Annotated in this window: 14 protein-coding genes, 1 tRNA gene and 1 pseudogene; 1 reads left to right on the forward strand and 15 read right to left on the reverse strand. The window is 61.1% G+C overall.

What is annotated here, in order from left to right; genetic code table 11:
- Positions 1 to 273 precede the first annotated feature (273 nt).
- From N4G47_RS17130 to dtd, 15 genes are all read right to left on the reverse strand, one after another.
- Positions 274 to 978: a DUF4760 domain-containing protein gene (locus N4G47_RS17130; RefSeq protein ID WP_475289003.1), complete on the reverse strand. Its 705-nt coding sequence runs from the start codon at positions 976 to 978 to the stop codon at positions 274 to 276.
- Positions 979 to 1,997: 1,019 nt separating this feature from the next.
- Positions 1,998 to 2,291 carry a DUF5681 domain-containing protein gene (locus N4G47_RS17135; RefSeq protein WP_475289005.1) on the reverse strand — a complete coding sequence of 98 codons (294 nt, stop codon included), beginning with the start codon at positions 2,289 to 2,291 and terminating at the stop codon, positions 1,998 to 2,000.
- A 5-nt stretch (positions 2,292 to 2,296) separates the two neighbouring features.
- Positions 2,297 to 2,512 (reverse strand): hypothetical protein, encoded by a 216-nt coding sequence (locus N4G47_RS17140; protein ID WP_475289007.1) that lies wholly within the window; start codon positions 2,510 to 2,512, stop codon positions 2,297 to 2,299.
- A gap of 18 nt (positions 2,513 to 2,530) precedes the next feature.
- Positions 2,531 to 3,187 carry a hypothetical protein gene (locus tag N4G47_RS17145; protein ID WP_475289009.1) on the reverse strand — a complete coding sequence of 219 codons (657 nt, stop codon included), beginning with the start codon at positions 3,185 to 3,187 and terminating at the stop codon, positions 2,531 to 2,533.
- A 253-nt stretch (positions 3,188 to 3,440) separates the two neighbouring features.
- Complete coding sequence (locus tag N4G47_RS17150) at positions 3,441 to 5,816, reverse strand: TrbL/VirB6 family protein (RefSeq protein ID WP_475289011.1); 2,376 nt, start codon at positions 5,814 to 5,816, stop codon at positions 3,441 to 3,443.
- A 3-nt stretch (positions 5,817 to 5,819) separates the two neighbouring features.
- Positions 5,820 to 6,878, reverse strand: a complete 1,059-nt coding sequence (locus tag N4G47_RS17155; RefSeq protein ID WP_475289968.1) for a lytic transglycosylase domain-containing protein — start codon at positions 6,876 to 6,878, stop codon at positions 5,820 to 5,822.
- On the reverse strand, positions 6,878 to 7,534 hold the full coding sequence (locus tag N4G47_RS17160) for a hypothetical protein (protein ID WP_475289013.1): 657 nt from the start codon (positions 7,532 to 7,534) through the stop codon (positions 6,878 to 6,880). The genes N4G47_RS17155 and N4G47_RS17160 overlap by 1 nt, the downstream gene beginning before the upstream one ends.
- A gap of 192 nt (positions 7,535 to 7,726) precedes the next feature.
- Positions 7,727 to 8,098 carry a hypothetical protein gene (locus tag N4G47_RS17165; RefSeq protein ID WP_475289015.1) on the reverse strand — a complete coding sequence of 124 codons (372 nt, stop codon included), beginning with the start codon at positions 8,096 to 8,098 and terminating at the stop codon, positions 7,727 to 7,729.
- A 1,255-nt stretch (positions 8,099 to 9,353) separates the two neighbouring features.
- Positions 9,354 to 9,812 (reverse strand): HNH endonuclease signature motif containing protein, encoded by a 459-nt coding sequence (locus tag N4G47_RS17170; protein WP_475289017.1) that lies wholly within the window; start codon positions 9,810 to 9,812, stop codon positions 9,354 to 9,356.
- Positions 9,809 to 10,096 carry a hypothetical protein gene (locus tag N4G47_RS17175; RefSeq protein WP_475289019.1) on the reverse strand — a complete coding sequence of 96 codons (288 nt, stop codon included), beginning with the start codon at positions 10,094 to 10,096 and terminating at the stop codon, positions 9,809 to 9,811. Before N4G47_RS17175 ends, N4G47_RS17170 begins: the two co-directional genes overlap by 4 nt.
- A 350-nt stretch (positions 10,097 to 10,446) precedes the next feature.
- Complete coding sequence (locus N4G47_RS17180; protein ID WP_475289021.1) at positions 10,447 to 11,157, reverse strand: hypothetical protein; 711 nt, start codon at positions 11,155 to 11,157, stop codon at positions 10,447 to 10,449.
- Between the two features lie 843 nt (positions 11,158 to 12,000).
- Entirely contained in the window at positions 12,001 to 13,215 is a 1,215-nt protein-coding gene (locus tag N4G47_RS17185; protein ID WP_475289023.1) for a tyrosine-type recombinase/integrase, read from the reverse strand.
- Between the two features lie 176 nt (positions 13,216 to 13,391).
- Positions 13,392 to 13,467 (reverse strand) — tRNA-Ile (locus tag N4G47_RS17190).
- Between the two features lie 458 nt (positions 13,468 to 13,925).
- Positions 13,926 to 15,779 (reverse strand): RNA polymerase sigma factor RpoD, encoded by a 1,854-nt coding sequence (gene rpoD, locus N4G47_RS17195; RefSeq protein ID WP_475289025.1) that lies wholly within the window; start codon positions 15,777 to 15,779, stop codon positions 13,926 to 13,928.
- Positions 15,780 to 15,871: 92 nt separating this feature from the next.
- Entirely contained in the window at positions 15,872 to 16,312 is a 441-nt protein-coding gene (gene dtd, locus N4G47_RS17200) for a D-aminoacyl-tRNA deacylase (RefSeq protein ID WP_107231899.1), read from the reverse strand.
- A 62-nt stretch (positions 16,313 to 16,374) separates the two neighbouring features.
- Here dtd and N4G47_RS17205 point away from each other — a divergent pair.
- Positions 16,375 to 17,294 (forward strand): annotated as a pseudogene (locus N4G47_RS17205) (lauroyl acyltransferase).
- The last annotated feature ends 58 nt before the right edge of the window (positions 17,295 to 17,352 follow it).

Raw genomic sequence — 17,352 nt, forward strand, 5'->3', positions numbered from 1 at the left:
CCGATACCAAAGGGGGCAAGAAGGAAGCCAGTGTTCACTAGACCGACGCCATGATGCACGTCTATGACCATTCCCTACCAACGGTAGGCGATGCTGGTAGCGATATCGGTCGAAGGGTCAAAAAGACTAAGGGCGGCCCAGAGGCCGCCCTTAGCTCTTCAATTCAAGGGAAGGGACTACCGACTTAGAAGCTAGTGGTGTCACGCATCACACATTCTCCAGTTGACGAACGAAGCTTACATCCATTTGAGACCGGCAACAAATGACCAAAGTTCAGGCAGCAACTGGCCCGTTCAGCTTTGTGGTCCCGTTGTTACCGATACCCATAGCCGACACGTTCTGCATCTCAACTACGTTCATCTGAACCTTCCACCTCACTGCGACCTTCGTCAGCTCCACATAAGCGGTAGGAGCTCCCGACTGATAGTGTTTGATCAGCGGTTCAAAGACTGTGAAGTTCCGGACAACTCGCGTTCCCTGGAGGGAATACGCGTAGCCCTCGTCCACCAACCCTGCGTTGATCGCTCCGCAGAACTCTTCGAAGTAGTCCAGATACGACCTGAACACCTTCCACGCGTCCGGCTTCTCCAAAATCTTCTGTTTCACGGCTTCGGAGATCGAGGTGCCGCGATCATTGAACGCAGACAGGAAGCCAATCTCCTCGGCCACCTTGTACGCATCCAGTCTGACGCTCTCAGGCGGAACAGACGGGAAATGCTGGTGATAGGAGCAGTGTGTCTTCCACTTGTGATCATCAATCAGCTGTTGCAATGAACGACCATTCTGCTGCTCCTGCGCCCAAAGTTGACGTCGGACAAGCAGAATAGAGAACAGACCCGCCGTGTACATCAGCAGCTCCGCCCCCTTGAAGAACTGGCTTTGGTAGGCCGTTAGCCAAACGCCCAGGCCAAACGACACGAATGCCAGAACCGCAAGCAGCCCGATGTAGCGAGCCGCGTACTTATAAATATGGTGCATCCTTCACCCCCTCCGTTGGGCGGATTGTTTCACAATCCATACACAAGTCAACGGCTGGGCGCGGGGGAACTTGATCCCAACTGCTGCCCCTTGGGTTGCGTGCGAATTCCGGAGCAAATTCCGCAACCACCTGAAATTTAACGTTAAATTCAAGCAAGCCATTGATTTTAATGGCGCGGCCGACAGAAATCGAACCTGTAACCGACGGCTTAGAAGGCCGGTGCCCAATCCAGCCATTGGTCGGCTGGCGAGCTCCACACTTAGGGACTCCCCTCAAGGCCACTAAGCAGCCGGTTGAGGCAGCTGCAGCCGAGCCACTTGCAGTGCAGCCTGCCCGAGCCCTGCGTTCAAGTGTGAGCAATGCCTCGTTGTGGGCGCTGCTACGCTGCCCCCTCAACGCCAAGGATCCGGCCATGCCCAGACTACGACTCCTCGCGCTTCCCATTCTCGTCGCGCTTGGGGGCTGCTCTAAGCACCCCGACACATGGACCGCCTTTGTCTACCCTCCTGGAAGGTCCTTGGCGGCCGAAGACGCCTCCAGGGCGATTTACGGCCGCTACGAGTCATTCGAACAGTGCCAAAGCGCATCAATTGGCGCACTGAGGCAACTGGCATCCGAGAACCAATCGGAAGACGTCGGAAGCTATGAGTGTGGCGTTGGCTGCCGGTACGAGAAGGAGTGGGACATGTACGTCTGCAAGGAGACCCGGAAGTAAGGCTAGTGCAGTCGGAAGATGTCTTGGACCGAATGGAACATGTCGACCCCTGCAATCCAGCGTCCATTGCTGAAATAGCTCACCAGCCCGCATTGGCAGTTGCCACCCAATAGGATCGGGCACCGCCCGTCATGTAGATCGTACGCCCTCCAAGGGGCGCCAATCGCAGCGGTAGCCACTTGCATCCTGCCTTCGAAATCCTCAGGCAGGCATTGTCGTTCGGCAGCGAAGACCTCGTAGGTCACACCGTCCCAGGACTCTTGGGAGCTATCCGCTTCTGAAGTAGAGATTGCCTCTCGGTCATCAGCCACGAGCGCCCTCCGGCTCATTGTCAGCTGTCATAGCTACCAGCTGCACCGTGATGGCTCGGACCGGCTCAGAATCAGGGTCTACCCCGACTGACTGGACCGGCTTGCCATAGCCACGATCCAGCAATGCCTCGCTGGCCGCCTTGGCGAGAGCAGCGTTATCGCCCCGCATGATGGTCACCAGCTTCTCAATGGCCTCCTGGCCGTACTCCCGCGCCAACTGACGCACCTCAAAATCCACCTTGGGCCGGCCGCTCGGGTTGCCCGATTGTCCTGGCTTGAATGCCATAGCCTTCACCTATTGTTTTCAGTTGTTACCAATGTGAGCCCATGCCTTCGGAAGCTCTTGTCCGCTGCGTCCAGACCGACCTCCTCGACGTGTCGCTGGAGGAACCTGGCGGCCATCTCGGTGACGTCCAAACCGCCCAGGTAGACACGTTGACCGACGTTGGCTCGAAGCATCACTGCGGCAATGCCCTTCACCGCTGCAGGTGACAGGGGAATAGTCATGGCCCATCTCCGCTATGGTTACTTGTTTGCCCATCGGCGCTGAACGTCGAGCATCGAATCACCCGCCAGTCGGCCGCCGATAATCCCGCCCATTCGGTTGCCGCCCATTGACGAGCCACTTCGGCCTTCGCCCCCGCCGCCACCTGTCAGTGCGCCTACATTGTTGCCGAACCCAAGATTCGATCCGGTGGGTGCTGCCACCTGCTGGCCCCATGCACTCTGCGGAGCCCATTTGCCTACGCTTGCCATGCCATTGCCAAACTGGGTGTTGCCGAAGCTCCCCATAGAGCCAGCTCCGCCCGTGTAGCCATACCAGCTGCCGCCAGGACGCTGCGCGCCGAGGCCCAGGTTCTGCGTTGTCATCTGCGAAGGCGTGGGCGCAGTGAATGCTCGGCTCGACAAGGGAGCACCCGGGATATCAACCTGCTCCATGACTGGGCCACCGATACCGTAGTCAGCCCCTCGGTTCACCCAGCCGGATAGCCCTCGGTCCACCAGCAAACCGGTTCCGGGAACAAACGCGTTTGCGAGCAACTTGAGGCCGGTGGCGATGGCCGCCCTGCCGCCGTTGCCCATATAGTTGCCACGTGCATCAAAGACGTTTCCCGGCACCGCCCCGTTAACAAAGCGATTGCGCGCCCCTACAAAAAACGCCGGAACTCTTGAACCTGCCATTACATACTCCTTGGGCGCCTGCCGGGCCCATTCATTTTTAAGTGTTTGGGCAGCGGGGCCAGGTGTATCCTGACCCCACACCTCTCCGATGGACGGGAAATGGACGCCTGGAAAAAGACGAGCTATCCCCTGCCACAGCCGCTGGAAAGCGACCGAGTTTCTGATGGACGGAAGGGTGGCCTATACGGCCTTGCCTTTGCCAGCTTGCTGATCGCAGTCCCCGTTCTACTGGCGGGCTTGGTAGTGCTCGCCTTTACGGGCTTCGCTGTGGCCTCGTAGCCTCAAGCCGATCTGCAAACGCATCCAGATCCGGGTTGTCTTCCCGCTCTGCAATTTCCCGCAGCAAACGCGCTTGCGGTATCAGCTCACCAATTGGCTTCTCGCCGTTCTGCGCAACCCAGCGCACGAAGCCGGGGCTGGTCATAAGGCGGGCCAATCCATTCAAGCCACCAGCCAGCGCCATCGAGCCTGAGACAATCCCTGCAGCCAGCAGCGGACTACCCGCCACCAATGCGCTACCGGCACTGCTCGCAGTACCAGCCGACTGAGTTATCAAGGAGATCAGGCGAGCGGATCCTGATGGATTTCGGAACACCGAACTTCCCTGCCGAATTCGATCCGACATCCTGGCGATCCTGTCCATGTCCTGCCGGAAACCGAGGCCATGACGGTCAAACAGCACCCGCTTCGCCTCAGGGCTCATGTTCGCCCAGTTGGTGAGGAACGTCTCCATACTGAAGACGTCACTGTCCGCATTCTGCTGACTGCCGGTGGCCCGACCCATGCGGCGAATGAAGGACGCCGATACTTCACGCTGGGCGTCCTTTGGCAACGACTGCATCACCGCTCGCAACGTGGTCGCACCCTCTCGGGTGTTGCCAAACGCCGCTTTGTAAACAGCCTCCGGTCCGCCGCTCTTATCCACCACATGCGCCACGGCGTCGATTCGATTGCTACGCGCCGCGTAGTAGGCGTTTGCCCGACTCCAAGCCTGCCGCGCTTCGGGTGTCGTGGCGGCGGCCTCCATATCCTTCGTAAGTGCCCCATAGAGCGTTTTCCACTTGTCCCTGGGAACACTGTCAGCCAAGGAGTAGTTATCAAGCTCCCGCCCAACCAGCGTGCGAAGCTTGGTAAGCGCCTGATACGGCAGTTGGTTGTCGGCCATTCCAGATATGGCGGTCACAACCTGCTCGTCGATCTGCTGAGGCGTCAGAACGGGAAGCGAGCCACGCATCCCCAGTGACTGAAGGCGCGCGTTCTCCGCAGCAGCCCGCTGCGCCTGCCCCTCAAGCTGCTGTTTCAGCTGCTCTGCTTGGCGCTGTACATCCGGGCGCTGCAGTGCTGCCTCCATCCCGCTGATATCCTCTTCCAATGCACCGCCGATTCCTCGAATGCGGGCGTTCTGGAATAGACGCGCAACGTTGGGGGCACCTTCGATGGAGGCGTTCAGATCGGCCAGCGCCCTCTGCGTGTTCTCCACAGGCACCCGTGCATCCGGTGCAATTTGCTTCGAGACTCGACCGTAAAGCTCCTCCGCCCTTTTGGCTGTCTTGGGGACGAAGGCGGCAGCGCTCTTGCCCTCAATTCCCTCTAAGATGGTACGTCCTGCCTGCTCCGGACTCATGGCTCGGCCACGTGGAGAGAGTTCCGCCGCATAGTGACCAATCGCCGCGTTGGCGTTGTCAGCCTGGTTGCGCGCAAGACGCGCAATCGGACCAGCGCCTCCAGCAACGTTGCCCAACATGGTCTCTGTAGCCTGGGCAAACCGGCCGCCCGTTGCCTGGCCCACGCTCGGTGAAGTACCTGCTGCCGCGAAATCGGAAATCGCCCTCTCCACGTCCTGGGCGGTCACGCGCTCACCCGAAGCATTGTGGCCCCTCAGCGCTCCACGGGTAACATCCGCGACAGCCTGAGGAACGAAGCCGCTACGCATGCCAGGAAGCGCCGAGGCGACGCCCGGGGCGAAGCCACCAGCCAGCCCAGCGGCTACCTGTGCACCAGTACCACCACCCGCCTCACGAACGGCTGAGCTTGCGCCTGTGCCTGCCACAGTGGCAGCGGTCTGCAGGACAGGATTTGCGGCAAAGAACTCGCCGGCAGTCTGGACAAGCCCTCTGCCACCGCTAGCCGCTGAGCCCGCGCCCAAGGTGAGTGCGGTGCCGGTCAGCCCTTCGCCGATGTCTGAAACAATGCGCTGCGCCTTTGTCTGGGGCCGCTGCATGCCCAACTCATCTGCAATCTGCTCGCCGACCTGGCGATACGGGGCAGTCGGAACGAAGCTGTCCCGCCCCGTAGCGATATCCTCTTCCGTAGGTTCGTGCAGGCGGCGGCGAATCGGATCCACGACATAGTGATTGAAAGCGTCACCGCCAACGGCACCGAGAAGGCCGCCAGCGCCTTGAAGGACTTGGCGCCCGCCGTACTGGCCCAGCCATCGACCTATGGCGTTGCCTGGCAACTCGGCGGTGCTATCCAAGCTGGTCGTTACCTCGCTGAAATCAGGCTTGGCGGCCTGTACGGCCGGGAGCGTCACGATCTCATCGGGCTGGTCGAACTGGTCAAAGACGTTCTGCCCGGTCGGAGAAGGTACCGATGGGGCATCAAACTGATCAAATGGATTTCTTTCCATTGGCTACCTCAAGTAGTCCTCTGCGCTAACGCCGTACTTCTGCTCGAAGGCGGCACGCATGTTGGGGTTCTTCCGAAGGAAGTCCACCGCCGCTGGGGGAACTGAGGAGGCGCCGCGTGCTGCTGCACCACCAGATGCAGTGGAACTACCCACTACACGCTCCGGCGCGTAGTTGTATTCCCGCGCCAGGCCCGAGTACTGCTCTCGATAAGCGTCGATCTGAGACTTTGCCTGGTCGTGCAGCCCCTTGGCGGAGTTAACAAATCCAGTTCGCTGCTCAGGGTTCAGCCGCTGACCATCTCGGAGCCTGTTGTACTCGTTGCGGATGCGGTCCGGAACGCCAGCAGCGTTCTGAGCATTCGCGAACTCGCCCTCGCGAACCACCGAAGTGGGATCAAGCATGCGCATGTAAGAAAAGATCAACGCAAGATCGTTCTGCGCAGACGGATTCTTGGCGGCCTGCGCGATCTGCTCGTAAGAGTTGACCACCGTCTGAGGGACCTTAATCTGAGCGATGAACTCTTTCCGCAGCGCTTGCTCCGCCTGAGCCAGATCTCCGGGGGCAGGATTGTTCTTTCGATCTGCGGGTCCCCCAGGGATAGCTTCTAGCTGTGAGCCATCGGCGCTAAAGCGGTAGCCAGACGGAGCTTGACGCTCCGCCTGACGAGCCGAACGATCGGGTCTGAAACCAACCTCCAGACCAGCAGTTCTCGTCGGCCTCGCCTGGCCTGCCTGCGCAAGCACCTTGGGGACATATGCCCGAGTCTCTGCTGGAGCAGATGCGAGCATGGCGTCAACGTTTCCGCCCGCTGCACGCAGGGCGTTATCGACATTGCCTGGGCCCCAGTTGTACGCAGCCAGCGCGGCACGCGGGTCTGCGTACTGGCGAAGCATGGCGCCAAGATAGTCCTTGCCTACACGCTCCTGCTCTGCCGGGGACTGATCGCGGGCCGGAACAACGCCATACCCCGGATCCCGCAGTGTGCCAGGCATGGTCTGCATGGTGCCGACCGCACCCTTGCTCGACACGGCAGCCGGGTTGCCGCCTGACTCAACCTGCATCACCGCCTGCTCCAAGCCTGGAATGAGGTCGGTACCCAGCAGCCCCCGCTGGGCATTTGCAGCCGTGCTGCATCCGGCGACAGAAGACCTGCACTCGGCAACTGCGGTGCAGCGGCTCCTGAGCCAAGCAGGCCTTCACTGATGATGTTGCCTTGGAGATCCCGGTACTCTTGGGTTTCGGTGTTGCGGATGACATCCAGCAACCCCTCTTTACCCGTCTTCGGGTCGCGATAGCCGATCTGGCCCGGCTCCCATTTCGCCTTCGGACTCGCCTTCTGCCGGAACTCCTGGGCGCCAACGGGATCGACACTTGCCCACTGACTCCATGAGCCCTCATTGAGCGATCCGTCAGGGTTAAGTACGCCTCGCTGAGCCTCTTCGATAGCCGCGTTCCGCAGCATGCCCTGGCGAGTCCGAGCGAGGATTTCGTCCTTGTAGCGGGCGTTCTCGGCGTCGCTCACGCCTTGGTTGGCTGAGAGAAGCCCGCCTTGAATGCCATTTGCCAAGGCGGCGCCAAAGTTGCCTCCGGTCGGCCGAAGCATGGCGAGTCCAGCGGATAGCAAGCTCTGGCGGGCAACCGCGCCTTGGTCCTTCTCGGACAGACCTTGCCATCTCGGCGTGACCCTGCCGAAGAAATTGTTAATGTAGGAGTTCATTTGCTTCCTGTGTTTCTAGGGCGTCTCTTACGCCGGATGGGAGTGGGCGGCGCCACCACTCGATGACGCCGCCCAGGAGCCCGCCCTTGGGTAGTAGAGCCCCTATTACTTATGGCGTTTGGCGGGTGTAAATCGCTCCCGGGCAAATGCGCTTTGGACAAAGAACCCAGGGGAAAGGGCTGGGTTTACTGGTTACCCATTCGCCGCCACGTTCAACATCCTTCCTACGCCTACATCCCATCCTGTGCTCTCGCCGAGTTCTTCAAGCAGCGCATAGCTGGCCCGCTCGAGCCAGTCCCAGAGAATGGCCTCGACGGTAGAAACTTGCTTCCGATAGGTAGCCTCTCGAACTCCGGAACTGCGCGCGCCGTCCTTGTAGCTGCGCCCGACGCCGAGAAGCTTGGCCGCCGCCGCCCTTGCCACTTCGGCTGTATGCCCCATTACGGTCAGATAGAGCTCAACCTTGGGCCATAGCTCCATCCTCTGTGCCGCGTAGACCATCAGCCATGCCTCAAGCGGGCCATCAAGCGACGCGTCGGACAATGCCAGCAGCACTGGCTTCACCGGCCTCACAGTTGGGATTAGCAACGCTCCAGCAAAACGGTGGTTCTCCCAGCGCCGCACGCGTCGAACACGCGTGGCGCACGCGTCCGCACGCATGTTCGCAACTTGATCGAAGTCCTCAGCTGCTTGCCGGTCTTCAGGTCTGAAGGAGCGTAGAGCGGCTGTCCGTGCCCGTGTACTTTTGGGCAGATATCCCCGAGCGTCCTGAACTACTCGCCCCCTGGTGTGAATGGCTAGCCCCGCTGGATCAGCTGAGCCGTCTTCATCAACCAGAACCTCCACCCAAGTCGCTTGCATTGGCAGCGACATGCATGGCCCGCACCCGAACGCAGCGGCAAGTGCCTTGGAAGCTCGATCCACGTTAATTGATCCTTCCAGCCAAGGCTTTGACAGCCCTGGAATCTCCGGCGCTTGCACCTGCTTTAGGCTAGCTTTGAACTGTGCTCGACCGTTCAAGGGGCGCCCTCCCTAGAGCAAGGCTTCAGGAGCATTGGAAGCAGGGAAGAGCACGCTCCGCTTGGTAGATATCTAAAAGGGAGTACACATAGCGACCTCGAATGGGTGTGGATAACCGTTCGACTGGCCCAGATAGCGACCTCATAGGTCTGTATGTGGGCTAACGCGCTCTGCAGTTGGCCCATATAGCGACCTAGTTGGCCCACATAGCGACTAGCCATCGCGCTGAGTCCTCCACAAATGGGGCGCGACGGTCGTAGCTGGCTCGAGGTGCTTGGGAGACTCATCGACGGGGTAGTAGGTCAGCGCGAAAAGGCTGCACATGTTCTTGCCCCCTTCCTCGTCTCGATGATCCAGCCAGCAACTAGAAGCTCGAGCTTCGCTGCTTGAACAGTCGCCTTGCTTCTCCATCCCCTAAGGGAGAGCATCGACCACGGGATGCTCAAATCGCCGTTCTTGCCTGGTCGGTATTGGCGGGCTAGCTCCAGCAGAAGCTTGACGGCATTACCGGACAATTGACCAAACTCCGGCGAGTCGGAAATCCTGTGCTCAAGCATCAGGAATGGCGCGCCCTTGGACCGCCCTACTTGCTTCTGCCGTCGCCTTTCTGTGTTCTTCCTGGGTTGCGCCTGACCGTAGCTGGCGCTGCGCCCTGGAGACCGCTGCGCGCGGTCCTCACTTGTGCTGTGCATACACCCCCAAGGGCATAGGTATGAGCCCGACTAGGGCTTCTTGCGACGTGCCTTCGCGGCGCGCGAGCCAGGGAGGTGCGCCCAGGTCTGTCCGCTACGAACTTGGTTCACCGTGCGGAGAGATATCCCGAGCCGCTTGACCCAGACCTTTGACGGGATGCTCTCCGTGCTGTCGCGTATTGCGCTGACTTGGTCAGGCGACAATTTGCAGTACGGTGATCTACAGCCGTACAGCGCCAGACTCCTATTAGCCTGCCTGGCGCGGTTCTCCTGGGGGTCACCAAATCTAGATTGGACAGCGCGTTGTTGCCCGCATTGGAGTCGAGATGATCGATCTGCATGCCCTCGGGGATGGGTCCGTGAGCGGCTTCCCAAACCAGTCGGTGCGCGTACCAAGTCACGCGGGTACGGGCTTCTGACTGGCGCCGTATCACCCTCACATAGGTGTCCGAAGTCTGGATCCCTACCTCTAATCCATCCGGCTCAAAGATCCTTCCGGTGGAAAGACTGACAAGGAGGCCAGATGACGCGTGTGGCACAAGCTGACCAATAGCGTTCTCCGTCATAGCTGCACCTCCTCCCGGTCGTCTGGCTCAATCTCCTGTTCCCTTGAGGCGCTCAATGTCTGCCAGGCGCGCTGAACGTCTTGCGGGACGTAGTACTCGACCACCTTGTACGATCCGTGGTCGTCCTCATGCGTGGCGGGGTAAGCCTCAATGAGCCCACGCTCTACCAGTTCCCCGACGGCGCGCCGCGTAGGGGCTGGACGAGCGCAGCCAGCCGTCCACCCAGCCGCATCCAGAAGAGCCGACTGCTCCCGATTAAGGCAGGAAAAATTGAACATGTTCACGCCGCGACCTCCGTGGAGGCCGCAGCGAGCCGTGCGGGTAGTGTGTAAAGGCTATCGAGGTAGACGAATCGACGCGTGCCGATGCTGACTGTCTCGAGCAGACCAGCCTTTGCCAGCTCATATGCCTTGGAGCGACCGATTCCTACCTTCGCGCATTCCGGAATGAAGGGCCGGAAGTCCCGATGTCCATACGTATCCATTGACTGCACCGTGTGGCCGCTATGCGCGGCGGGTGAGTCGAAATTTATGGATGCGAGACCTAAGGGGACATGCCGTCAAACCTTCAATTTACGGATTTGGCTCAGCTGAATCAGAATCAGGAACTTCGATTCTGATTCAGTGTCGCCGGCCTACGCCCTCTTCGAGACAGGAGCCAGCTTGGAAATGGCAGCCTCGTCCAAGTCCTCAGTGCTAAAGAACACCGAGGTTAGCGCGAGCACCAGCGCTCTGTGTGGCGTACCAAACTCCCTCATGAACTTGCTAGTCACTCGCCGGATAAAGCGCAGCCTCTTTACGTTGGGGTCGTTCGGCTTCTTTACCTCGCTTTCCAATTCGGCCAGTCGAAGCGCGCCATTGTGAATCGCATCAAAGACAAGCCCTAGGTCCATCTTGATCCCGTGATAGATGGAGAACCGAATTCGGTTGAACGAGTCCTCTCTTTCATCTTCGTCAAGAGCTTCGAAATCATCCGGATGGGCAGCCTGGTAGTTGATCGCGCTGTTGAGCGCAGCCAGGTCCAGATCGGGCTGAAAGGGCCAATCTAGGCCGCTCTTCTCGTCGTAGAACGGTATGAGCAGTTCCCTGAGAGCCTCGCAATGGGCGACCATCCTCTTTGAGGCTTCCTGCCGCTGTTTGGATGTCATCTTTTCGAATGGCTCCAGTTCTGCGAGACCGTGCATCACCGCACCGCCAATCCAATCCTCCAGCGTCCCCGCCCACATCCCGGGCCTGCGATCTTTTCCCTTCAGGGATTCCAAGCACAGCGCATACTCCGCAGATGCCGTCAGCTTCCGCCAAGCAGCTTCCGCCTCCTGATTCATGAAATATCGGGTCGTACTCATACGCTGCTCCGATGCGGTCTCCAGCCTGTGGCTTCCCCAGCTTCCGACATCCTACCTAGGGCCACTCAGGTGGGCGATAGTGTCGTTCACTAGATCGCGGGCCGCGCGTCTCGCCTGGGCCATTGTTCTAAGCTCAGGGCCATCGGCAGGTGGATTACGCAGCAGGTCTTCCGCAAGCCTCTCGAGACTTCGCCTTGCCTTCTCCCGCGCCCGCTTGGCAGTCTCCTGCTGTGTGCGCTTGAAGCGTCTATCCGCTGCCGCATCGCGCCGTCGCTGCCGCTCTCGGCCCGCTATCAGCGCGACCTCAGGAAAGCCAAGGGGAAGCATTTCGTCAGTGTCATCGTAAGCATTCGCATACCAGTGAATGCCTCGCCGAAGATTGTACGAAGCCTCTTCGAATAGGTGGCAACCCGCACCAGATCCCATCGGGTCCTCGACGGGCCGCCAACCGATCTCCTGTGCACGAGTGAGAAGCTGGTCGGCGCCCACCATTTCCGTCACGACAGCGCCTGCACTGTCGTAGTAGCACAGGCAGAACTTGTCTCGGCGGTGCACGGCCAACCAGTCCATGCAAACGAGTTGATGAGAGATGAGCGAGCGGGGAGCCACCCCCATTGCCAAGAGTTCGTCAATCGGGTCGGGGGCCTGAATGGCCGGCTCACCCGCGACGGGATCTTTATGTGCGCTGCCGGAGGCAGCACTTATACTCATGCTATCCATGATCGACTCTCCAATAGTCGGTTGTGGTAGGCCGAGCCAGGGGTTGCCGCCCCTTCCTCGGCCGCTTTGTTTATGCGGCTGTGCTTCTTTGACCGGTCCTCCTTAAAGGCCTATCTCCGGTGGTTAGGCGTGCTTGGCTTTGAAGGCCAGCACGTTCGGTTCTGCAACGCGCAGCTGGTCGAGATAGTCAGACCAGGCCTGCATCATCCTCCGGCGTTCCGGCAGGTGGGTTGCCCTGTTGTAGGCCCGCCCAAGCGGATCCTTTACGGCATGCGCTAACTGGTGTTCGATGTAGTCCGGACGGTAGCCAAGCACCTCATCCAGAACCGTTCTTGCCATCGCTCGGAAGCCATGGCCCACCATCGTGTCTGAGTCGAATCCAAGATTCCGCAGCGCCGCGTTCAGCGTGTTCTCGCTCATGGGCTTTTGGGCACTACGGACCCCTGGAAACACGAACTCGCTGCGCTTGGTATAGGGATACAGGTCCCTAAGCACTTCCACGGCTTGGCTCGAGAGCGGAACGATGTGCGGAGTCCTGGTCTTGCTGGTGACGTAGCGCCACTCCGCCGCATCGAGGTCGATGTCGGCCCACTTCGCCTGCCTCAACTCCCCTGGACGGACAAACAGCATCGGAGCCAGCTTTAGCGCGGCCTGTGTGACCAATGCCCCCTGGTAGCCCCACAGCGCGCGCAGAAGGCTACCTATAACGGCAGGGTCGGTCACGCTGGCAAAGTGCTTGGTCTGAGGCTGCTCAAGCGCTCCTGTGAGGTCCTGAGCGGGATTTCTGTCAGCACGCCCCGTCGCGATGGCGTAGCGGAAGACCCGCCCAGCATGTGCCCGGGCGCGATGCGCGGTTTCTACAACACCGCGCTGTTCCAACTTCCGCAGCGCAGCCAGCAGTACGGGGGCGGTGATGTCCCCAATAGGCAAATCCGCCAGTCCAGCCAGATCCTTCTCGATCAGCCGACGCTCACGCACAACCGATCCAGGGGAAAGACCTTCCTTTGTCCGCTTGGCGAGCAACTCCAGGCCGATGGCACCGAAGGTGTTCGCGGCCCTTTCTCCTTGCGCAGCCTTCTCGGCCCTTGCCACCTGAGCGGGATTTGCTCCGCCGCGCAGCAGCGCACGAAGACGGTCACGTTCGACGCGAGCAGCCTGCAGCGACATTGAGGGGTACTCGTCGAGGGTGACGATGCTCGCCCTACCGGCGTACCTATAGCGGTACCGCCAAGCCTTCGACCCCGTTGGACGCACCTCGATGCATAGCCCATTTGAGTCAGCGATACGGTAGGCCGCTGACTTGGGCTTCAGTGTGCGAACTTTGGTGTCGGTGAGCATGTGAGTCATCCGCCAGTGAGTCGGGGTCGGGAATTACCTACCCTCGACTCACAGCCTGACTCACTTTTTTGCGGATGCAAGTGGATGCCAACGGATGCCGATGGACGGTCTAGCAGCCTTAAACACCCAATTCGCTAGCATTCTTGGACATCCCCGGACTTCGCTGGACGTCAATGTGGTGGGCCCACCAGGATTCGAACCTGGAACCAAGGGATTATGAGTCCCCTGCTCTAACCGTTGAGCTATAGGCCCTGCGCAGCGCCACAGTGTAGTGGAGCCCGCCCTTCCCTCGCTACTCAGTCATCAACGGCAAGCCCCTTCGAGACCTGCCGCAACCGAGTTTCAGCAGCCTCTGCGTACACCTGCGCCGAACCAGCGTGCAGCTGCCGTAGGGAGAATTCAAACGGCAGATGCGACACCGGGTAGGCGCAGCGGACTGGGCCTGGCGCTACCAAGCGGGGAGTTGTGGGACGAATAGTGTTACGTAAAGCTCGTCAAACAACGCGCCTCACACGTCCACGTGAAAGCGCAAGCCTCTGTTTATAAGGAATTTCATCCACGACGCGATTGGAGCCCGCCAGAATAGTGTTACGTAACCAAGACGTATCCAGATACGAATTGCGATACGAATCTACCGGGAATGGCCCGGCGCTACCCGAAAAAACCCCGCCGAAGCGGGGTTTTCTCAACACATCAGCGCAACCGGGAAATCAATCGATATCCAGGAAGCTGCGCAGCTGCTCCGAGCGGCTCGGGTGACGCAGCTTGCGCAGGGCCTTCGCTTCGATCTGGCGGATGCGCTCGCGGGTCACGTCGAACTGCTTGCCGACTTCTTCCAGCGTGTGATCGGTGTTCATGTCGATGCCGAAGCGCATGCGCAGCACCTTGGCTTCCCTCGGGGTGAGGCCGGCCAGCACGTCGCGCACGGTTTCAGACAAGTTGATGTTGGTGGTGTTCTCGATCGGGGACTCCACGTTGGTGTCCTCGATGAAGTCGCCCAGATGGGAATCCTCGTCGTCGCCGATCGGGGTTTCCATCGAGATCGGCTCCTTGGCGATCTTCATCACCTTGCGGATCTTGTCTTCCGGCATGTCCATTTCCTTGGCCAGCTCCTCCGGCGTGGCCTCGCGGCCGTACTGCTGGAGCATCTGGCGGGAAATGCGGTTCAACTTGTTGATCGTCTCGATCATGTGCACCGGAATACGGATGGTGCGTGCCTGGTCGGCGATCGAGCGGGTGATCGCCTGGCGGATCCACCAGGTGGCGTAGGTCGAGAACTTGTAACCGCGGCGGTATTCGAACTTGTCCACGGCCTTCATCAGGCCGATGTTGCCTTCCTGGATCAGGTCGAGGAACTGCAGGCCACGGTTGGTGTACTTCTTGGCGATCGAGATCACCAGGCGCAGGTTGGCCTCCACCATTTCCTTCTTGGCCTTGCGCGCCTTGGCTTCACCGTAGGCCATGGCACGGCTGATTTCCTTCAGCTCTTCCAGGTCCAGCTGGGTCAGCGTCTCGATGTCGATCGTCGCCTGCTGTTCGGCGATGATCTGGTCCTTCACTTCGCGCAGCGCCGAGGACCACTTCTGCTTGCGCTTCAGTGCGTCTTCCACCCACTCCAGGTTGGTCTGGTTGCCTTCCCAGGAACGGATGAAGTCCTTGCGCGGCATGCGTGCGGTGACGGTGGCCAGGTTCAGCACGCGGCGCTCATGGGCCTTGATGTCGGCCATGGTGTCGCGCAGCTGCTTGGTCAGCACGTCGGTCAGCGGCAGCGGCAGCTTCAGGGTGACGAACACCGCCGACATTTCTTCGCGCAGGCGCGGCAGGTTCTTCTTGTCGCCCTTGGTCGCGGCCTTCTTGAAGGCGTTGAAGGCATCGCTCAGCGCCTGCATGCGCGCGGCGACTTCCTCCGGATCCGGACCGGTCGGTGCGGCTTCTTCCTCGCCACCCTCGACATCATCGTCCTCGTCCTCGTCGCCTTCGGCATCGGCATCGCTGCTGTCATCGGCAGCGGCCGCCGGCGGCGCCGGCTCTTCGTCGGCCAGGTCGTTGAAGCCGACGATCACTTCGGCCAGGCGCTTCTTGCCTTCCTTGTGAGCCTCGTAGTCGTTCAGCAGCGACTCGACCGAGACCGGGAACTGGCCCAGTGCGGCCTGCACCTGCGAAAGGCCTTCCTCGATGCGCTTGGCGATGGCGATTTCGCCTTCGCGGGTCAGCAGCTCGACGGTGCCCATTTCGCGCATGTACATGCGCACCGGGTCGGTGGTACGGCCACCTTCGGTGTCGAGCGCGCTCAGCGCGGCGGCGGCTTCTTCGGCCGCGGTGTCATCGACTTCGCGGTTGCCGGTGTTGCCGTCGTTGAGAAGCAGGGTCTCCACATCCGGCGCAACTTCATGGACATCGATGCCCATGCCGTTGATCATGCCGATGATGTCTTCGATCTGTTCCGGGTCGACCATGTCGTCCGGCAGATGGTCATTGACTTCGGCGTAGGTCAGGTAGCCCTGTTCCAGGCCCTTGCTGATCAGTTGCTTGATTTCGGATTGGGCAGGACGTTCGTTGGCCATGTAGTGCTCGCGCCACCGGCTGGGTAGGAAATAGGGAACGTAGCATTATACCAGCCCGGGGCCCCGCCTGCCGGGCGGTGGTCCCGGCGGCTTCAGGGCCTGAGAAGGAAGGTCACAGGACCGTCATTGACCAGGCTGACGACCATATGGGCACCAAATCGGCCGGTTTCCACCCCTGGGGCGTGATTTTCACGGCAGATCCCGACAAATCGGTTGAACCCGCGTTCAGCCTCGTCCGGCGGTGCGGCCGTGGTGAAACTGGGCCGCATGCCCGAACGGGTGTCGGCGGCCAGGGTGAACTGGCTGACCAGCAGCAGGCCGCCGCCGGTGTCGCGCAGCGACCGGTTCATCTTCCCGGCCTCGTCGGCGAACACGCGGTAGCCCAGCAGGCGCTCGGCCATGCGCTGCAGCTGGGCCTCGCTGTCCCCCGGCTCCATGCCGACCAGCGCCAGCAGTCCGGGGCCGATCTGCCCCACCGCTTCGCCCTCGACGTGGACGGCGGCCTGGCTGACGCGCTGGATCAGGACGAGCATGCGGGGGCTTCCAATGAACACGGCCGGCCACGATAGCAGCGCCCTTGGCTAAACTGGCGCCGATGAATCCGCAACGCAAAGCCCGGCTGGTCTACCGCGCCACCACCCTGTTCGCCCGCCTGCCCTGGCCGTTGCTGCGGGGGTCGCGCGCGCCCTGGCGTGGGCGTGGATCAATCTCAACGCCCGTGAGAGCCGTGTCACCCGCCGCAACCTGGAACTGGCCTACCCGGAACTGGACAGCGCCGCGCGCGATCGCCTGCACCGCGAGCTGCTGCGTTCCACCGCCCTGCAGGCCATCGAGACCCTGCGCCTGTGGAGCCAGAGGCCGGCCGACAACCTGCGCCTGCACCTGAAGCAGCGCCACGGCGAAGCCCTGTACGACGCGGCGCTGGCCAGCGGCAAGGGCGTGATCGTGGCCGCCCCGCACTTCGGCAACTGGGAGCTGTTGAACCAGTGGCTGGCCTCGCGCGGGCAGATCGCCATCGTCTACAAGCCGCCTGAGGACGAGGCCAGCGATGCCTTCCTGCAGCTGGTGCGCGGCGGCCAGAACGTGCAGCAGGTGCGCGCCGAAGGCCCGGCCGTGCGCCAGTTGTTCAAGGTGCTCAAGGAGGGCGGTGCCACCGGCATCCTGCCCGACCAGCAACCCAAGGCCGGCGACGGCGTGTTCGTGCCGTTCTTCGGCGTGCAGGCGCTGACCATGACCCTGGTCAACCGCCTGGCCGAGCGCACCGGCGCCACCGTGCTGTACGGCTGGTGCGAGCGCATCGGGCCGGACATGGAATTCGCCCTGCACATCGAGCCCACCGAGCCGGCGGTGGCCGATCCGGACCCGCAGGTGGCCGCCACCGCGCTCAATGCCGGCATCGAGCGCATCGCCCGGCGCGACCCGGCGCAGTACCAGTGGACCTACAAGCGCTATACGCTGCGGCCACCGGGCAGCGGCGAGGACGACCCGTACGCCACCGAGGAACATCCTCACTGACGGCCGCCTCACTGACGGCCGCCTCACTGACGGCCGCCGCACTGGGGCCCGACCGACC

It is taken from the genome of Stenotrophomonas sp. GSD10 (assembly GCF_056172695.1).

Bases quoted from the DNA above. Each gene is read 5' to 3' on its own strand.
- N4G47_RS17130 (WP_475289003.1), bottom strand. From the start codon at position 978: ATGCACCATATTTATAAGTACGCGGCTCGCTACATCGGGCTGCTTGCG.
- N4G47_RS17135 (WP_475289005.1), bottom strand. From the start codon at position 2,291: ATGGCATTCAAGCCAGGACAATCGGGCAACCCGAGCGGCCGGCCCAAG.
- N4G47_RS17140 (WP_475289007.1), bottom strand. From the start codon at position 2,512: ATGACTATTCCCCTGTCACCTGCAGCGGTGAAGGGCATTGCCGCAGTG.
- N4G47_RS17145 (WP_475289009.1), bottom strand. From the start codon at position 3,187: ATGGCAGGTTCAAGAGTTCCGGCGTTTTTTGTAGGGGCGCGCAATCGC.
- N4G47_RS17150 (WP_475289011.1), bottom strand. From the start codon at position 5,816: ATGGAAAGAAATCCATTTGATCAGTTTGATGCCCCATCGGTACCTTCT.
- N4G47_RS17155 (WP_475289968.1), bottom strand. From the start codon at position 6,878: ATGCAGGTTGAGTCAGGCGGCAACCCGGCTGCCGTGTCGAGCAAGGGT.
- N4G47_RS17160 (WP_475289013.1), bottom strand. From the start codon at position 7,534: ATGAACTCCTACATTAACAATTTCTTCGGCAGGGTCACGCCGAGATGG.
- N4G47_RS17170 (WP_475289017.1), bottom strand. From the start codon at position 9,812: ATGACGGAGAACGCTATTGGTCAGCTTGTGCCACACGCGTCATCTGGC.
- N4G47_RS17180 (WP_475289021.1), bottom strand. From the start codon at position 11,157: ATGAGTACGACCCGATATTTCATGAATCAGGAGGCGGAAGCTGCTTGG.
- N4G47_RS17185 (WP_475289023.1), bottom strand. From the start codon at position 13,215: ATGCTCACCGACACCAAAGTTCGCACACTGAAGCCCAAGTCAGCGGCC.
- rpoD (WP_475289025.1), bottom strand. From the start codon at position 15,779: ATGGCCAACGAACGTCCTGCCCAATCCGAAATCAAGCAACTGATCAGC.
- dtd (WP_107231899.1), bottom strand. From the start codon at position 16,312: ATGCTCGTCCTGATCCAGCGCGTCAGCCAGGCCGCCGTCCACGTCGAG.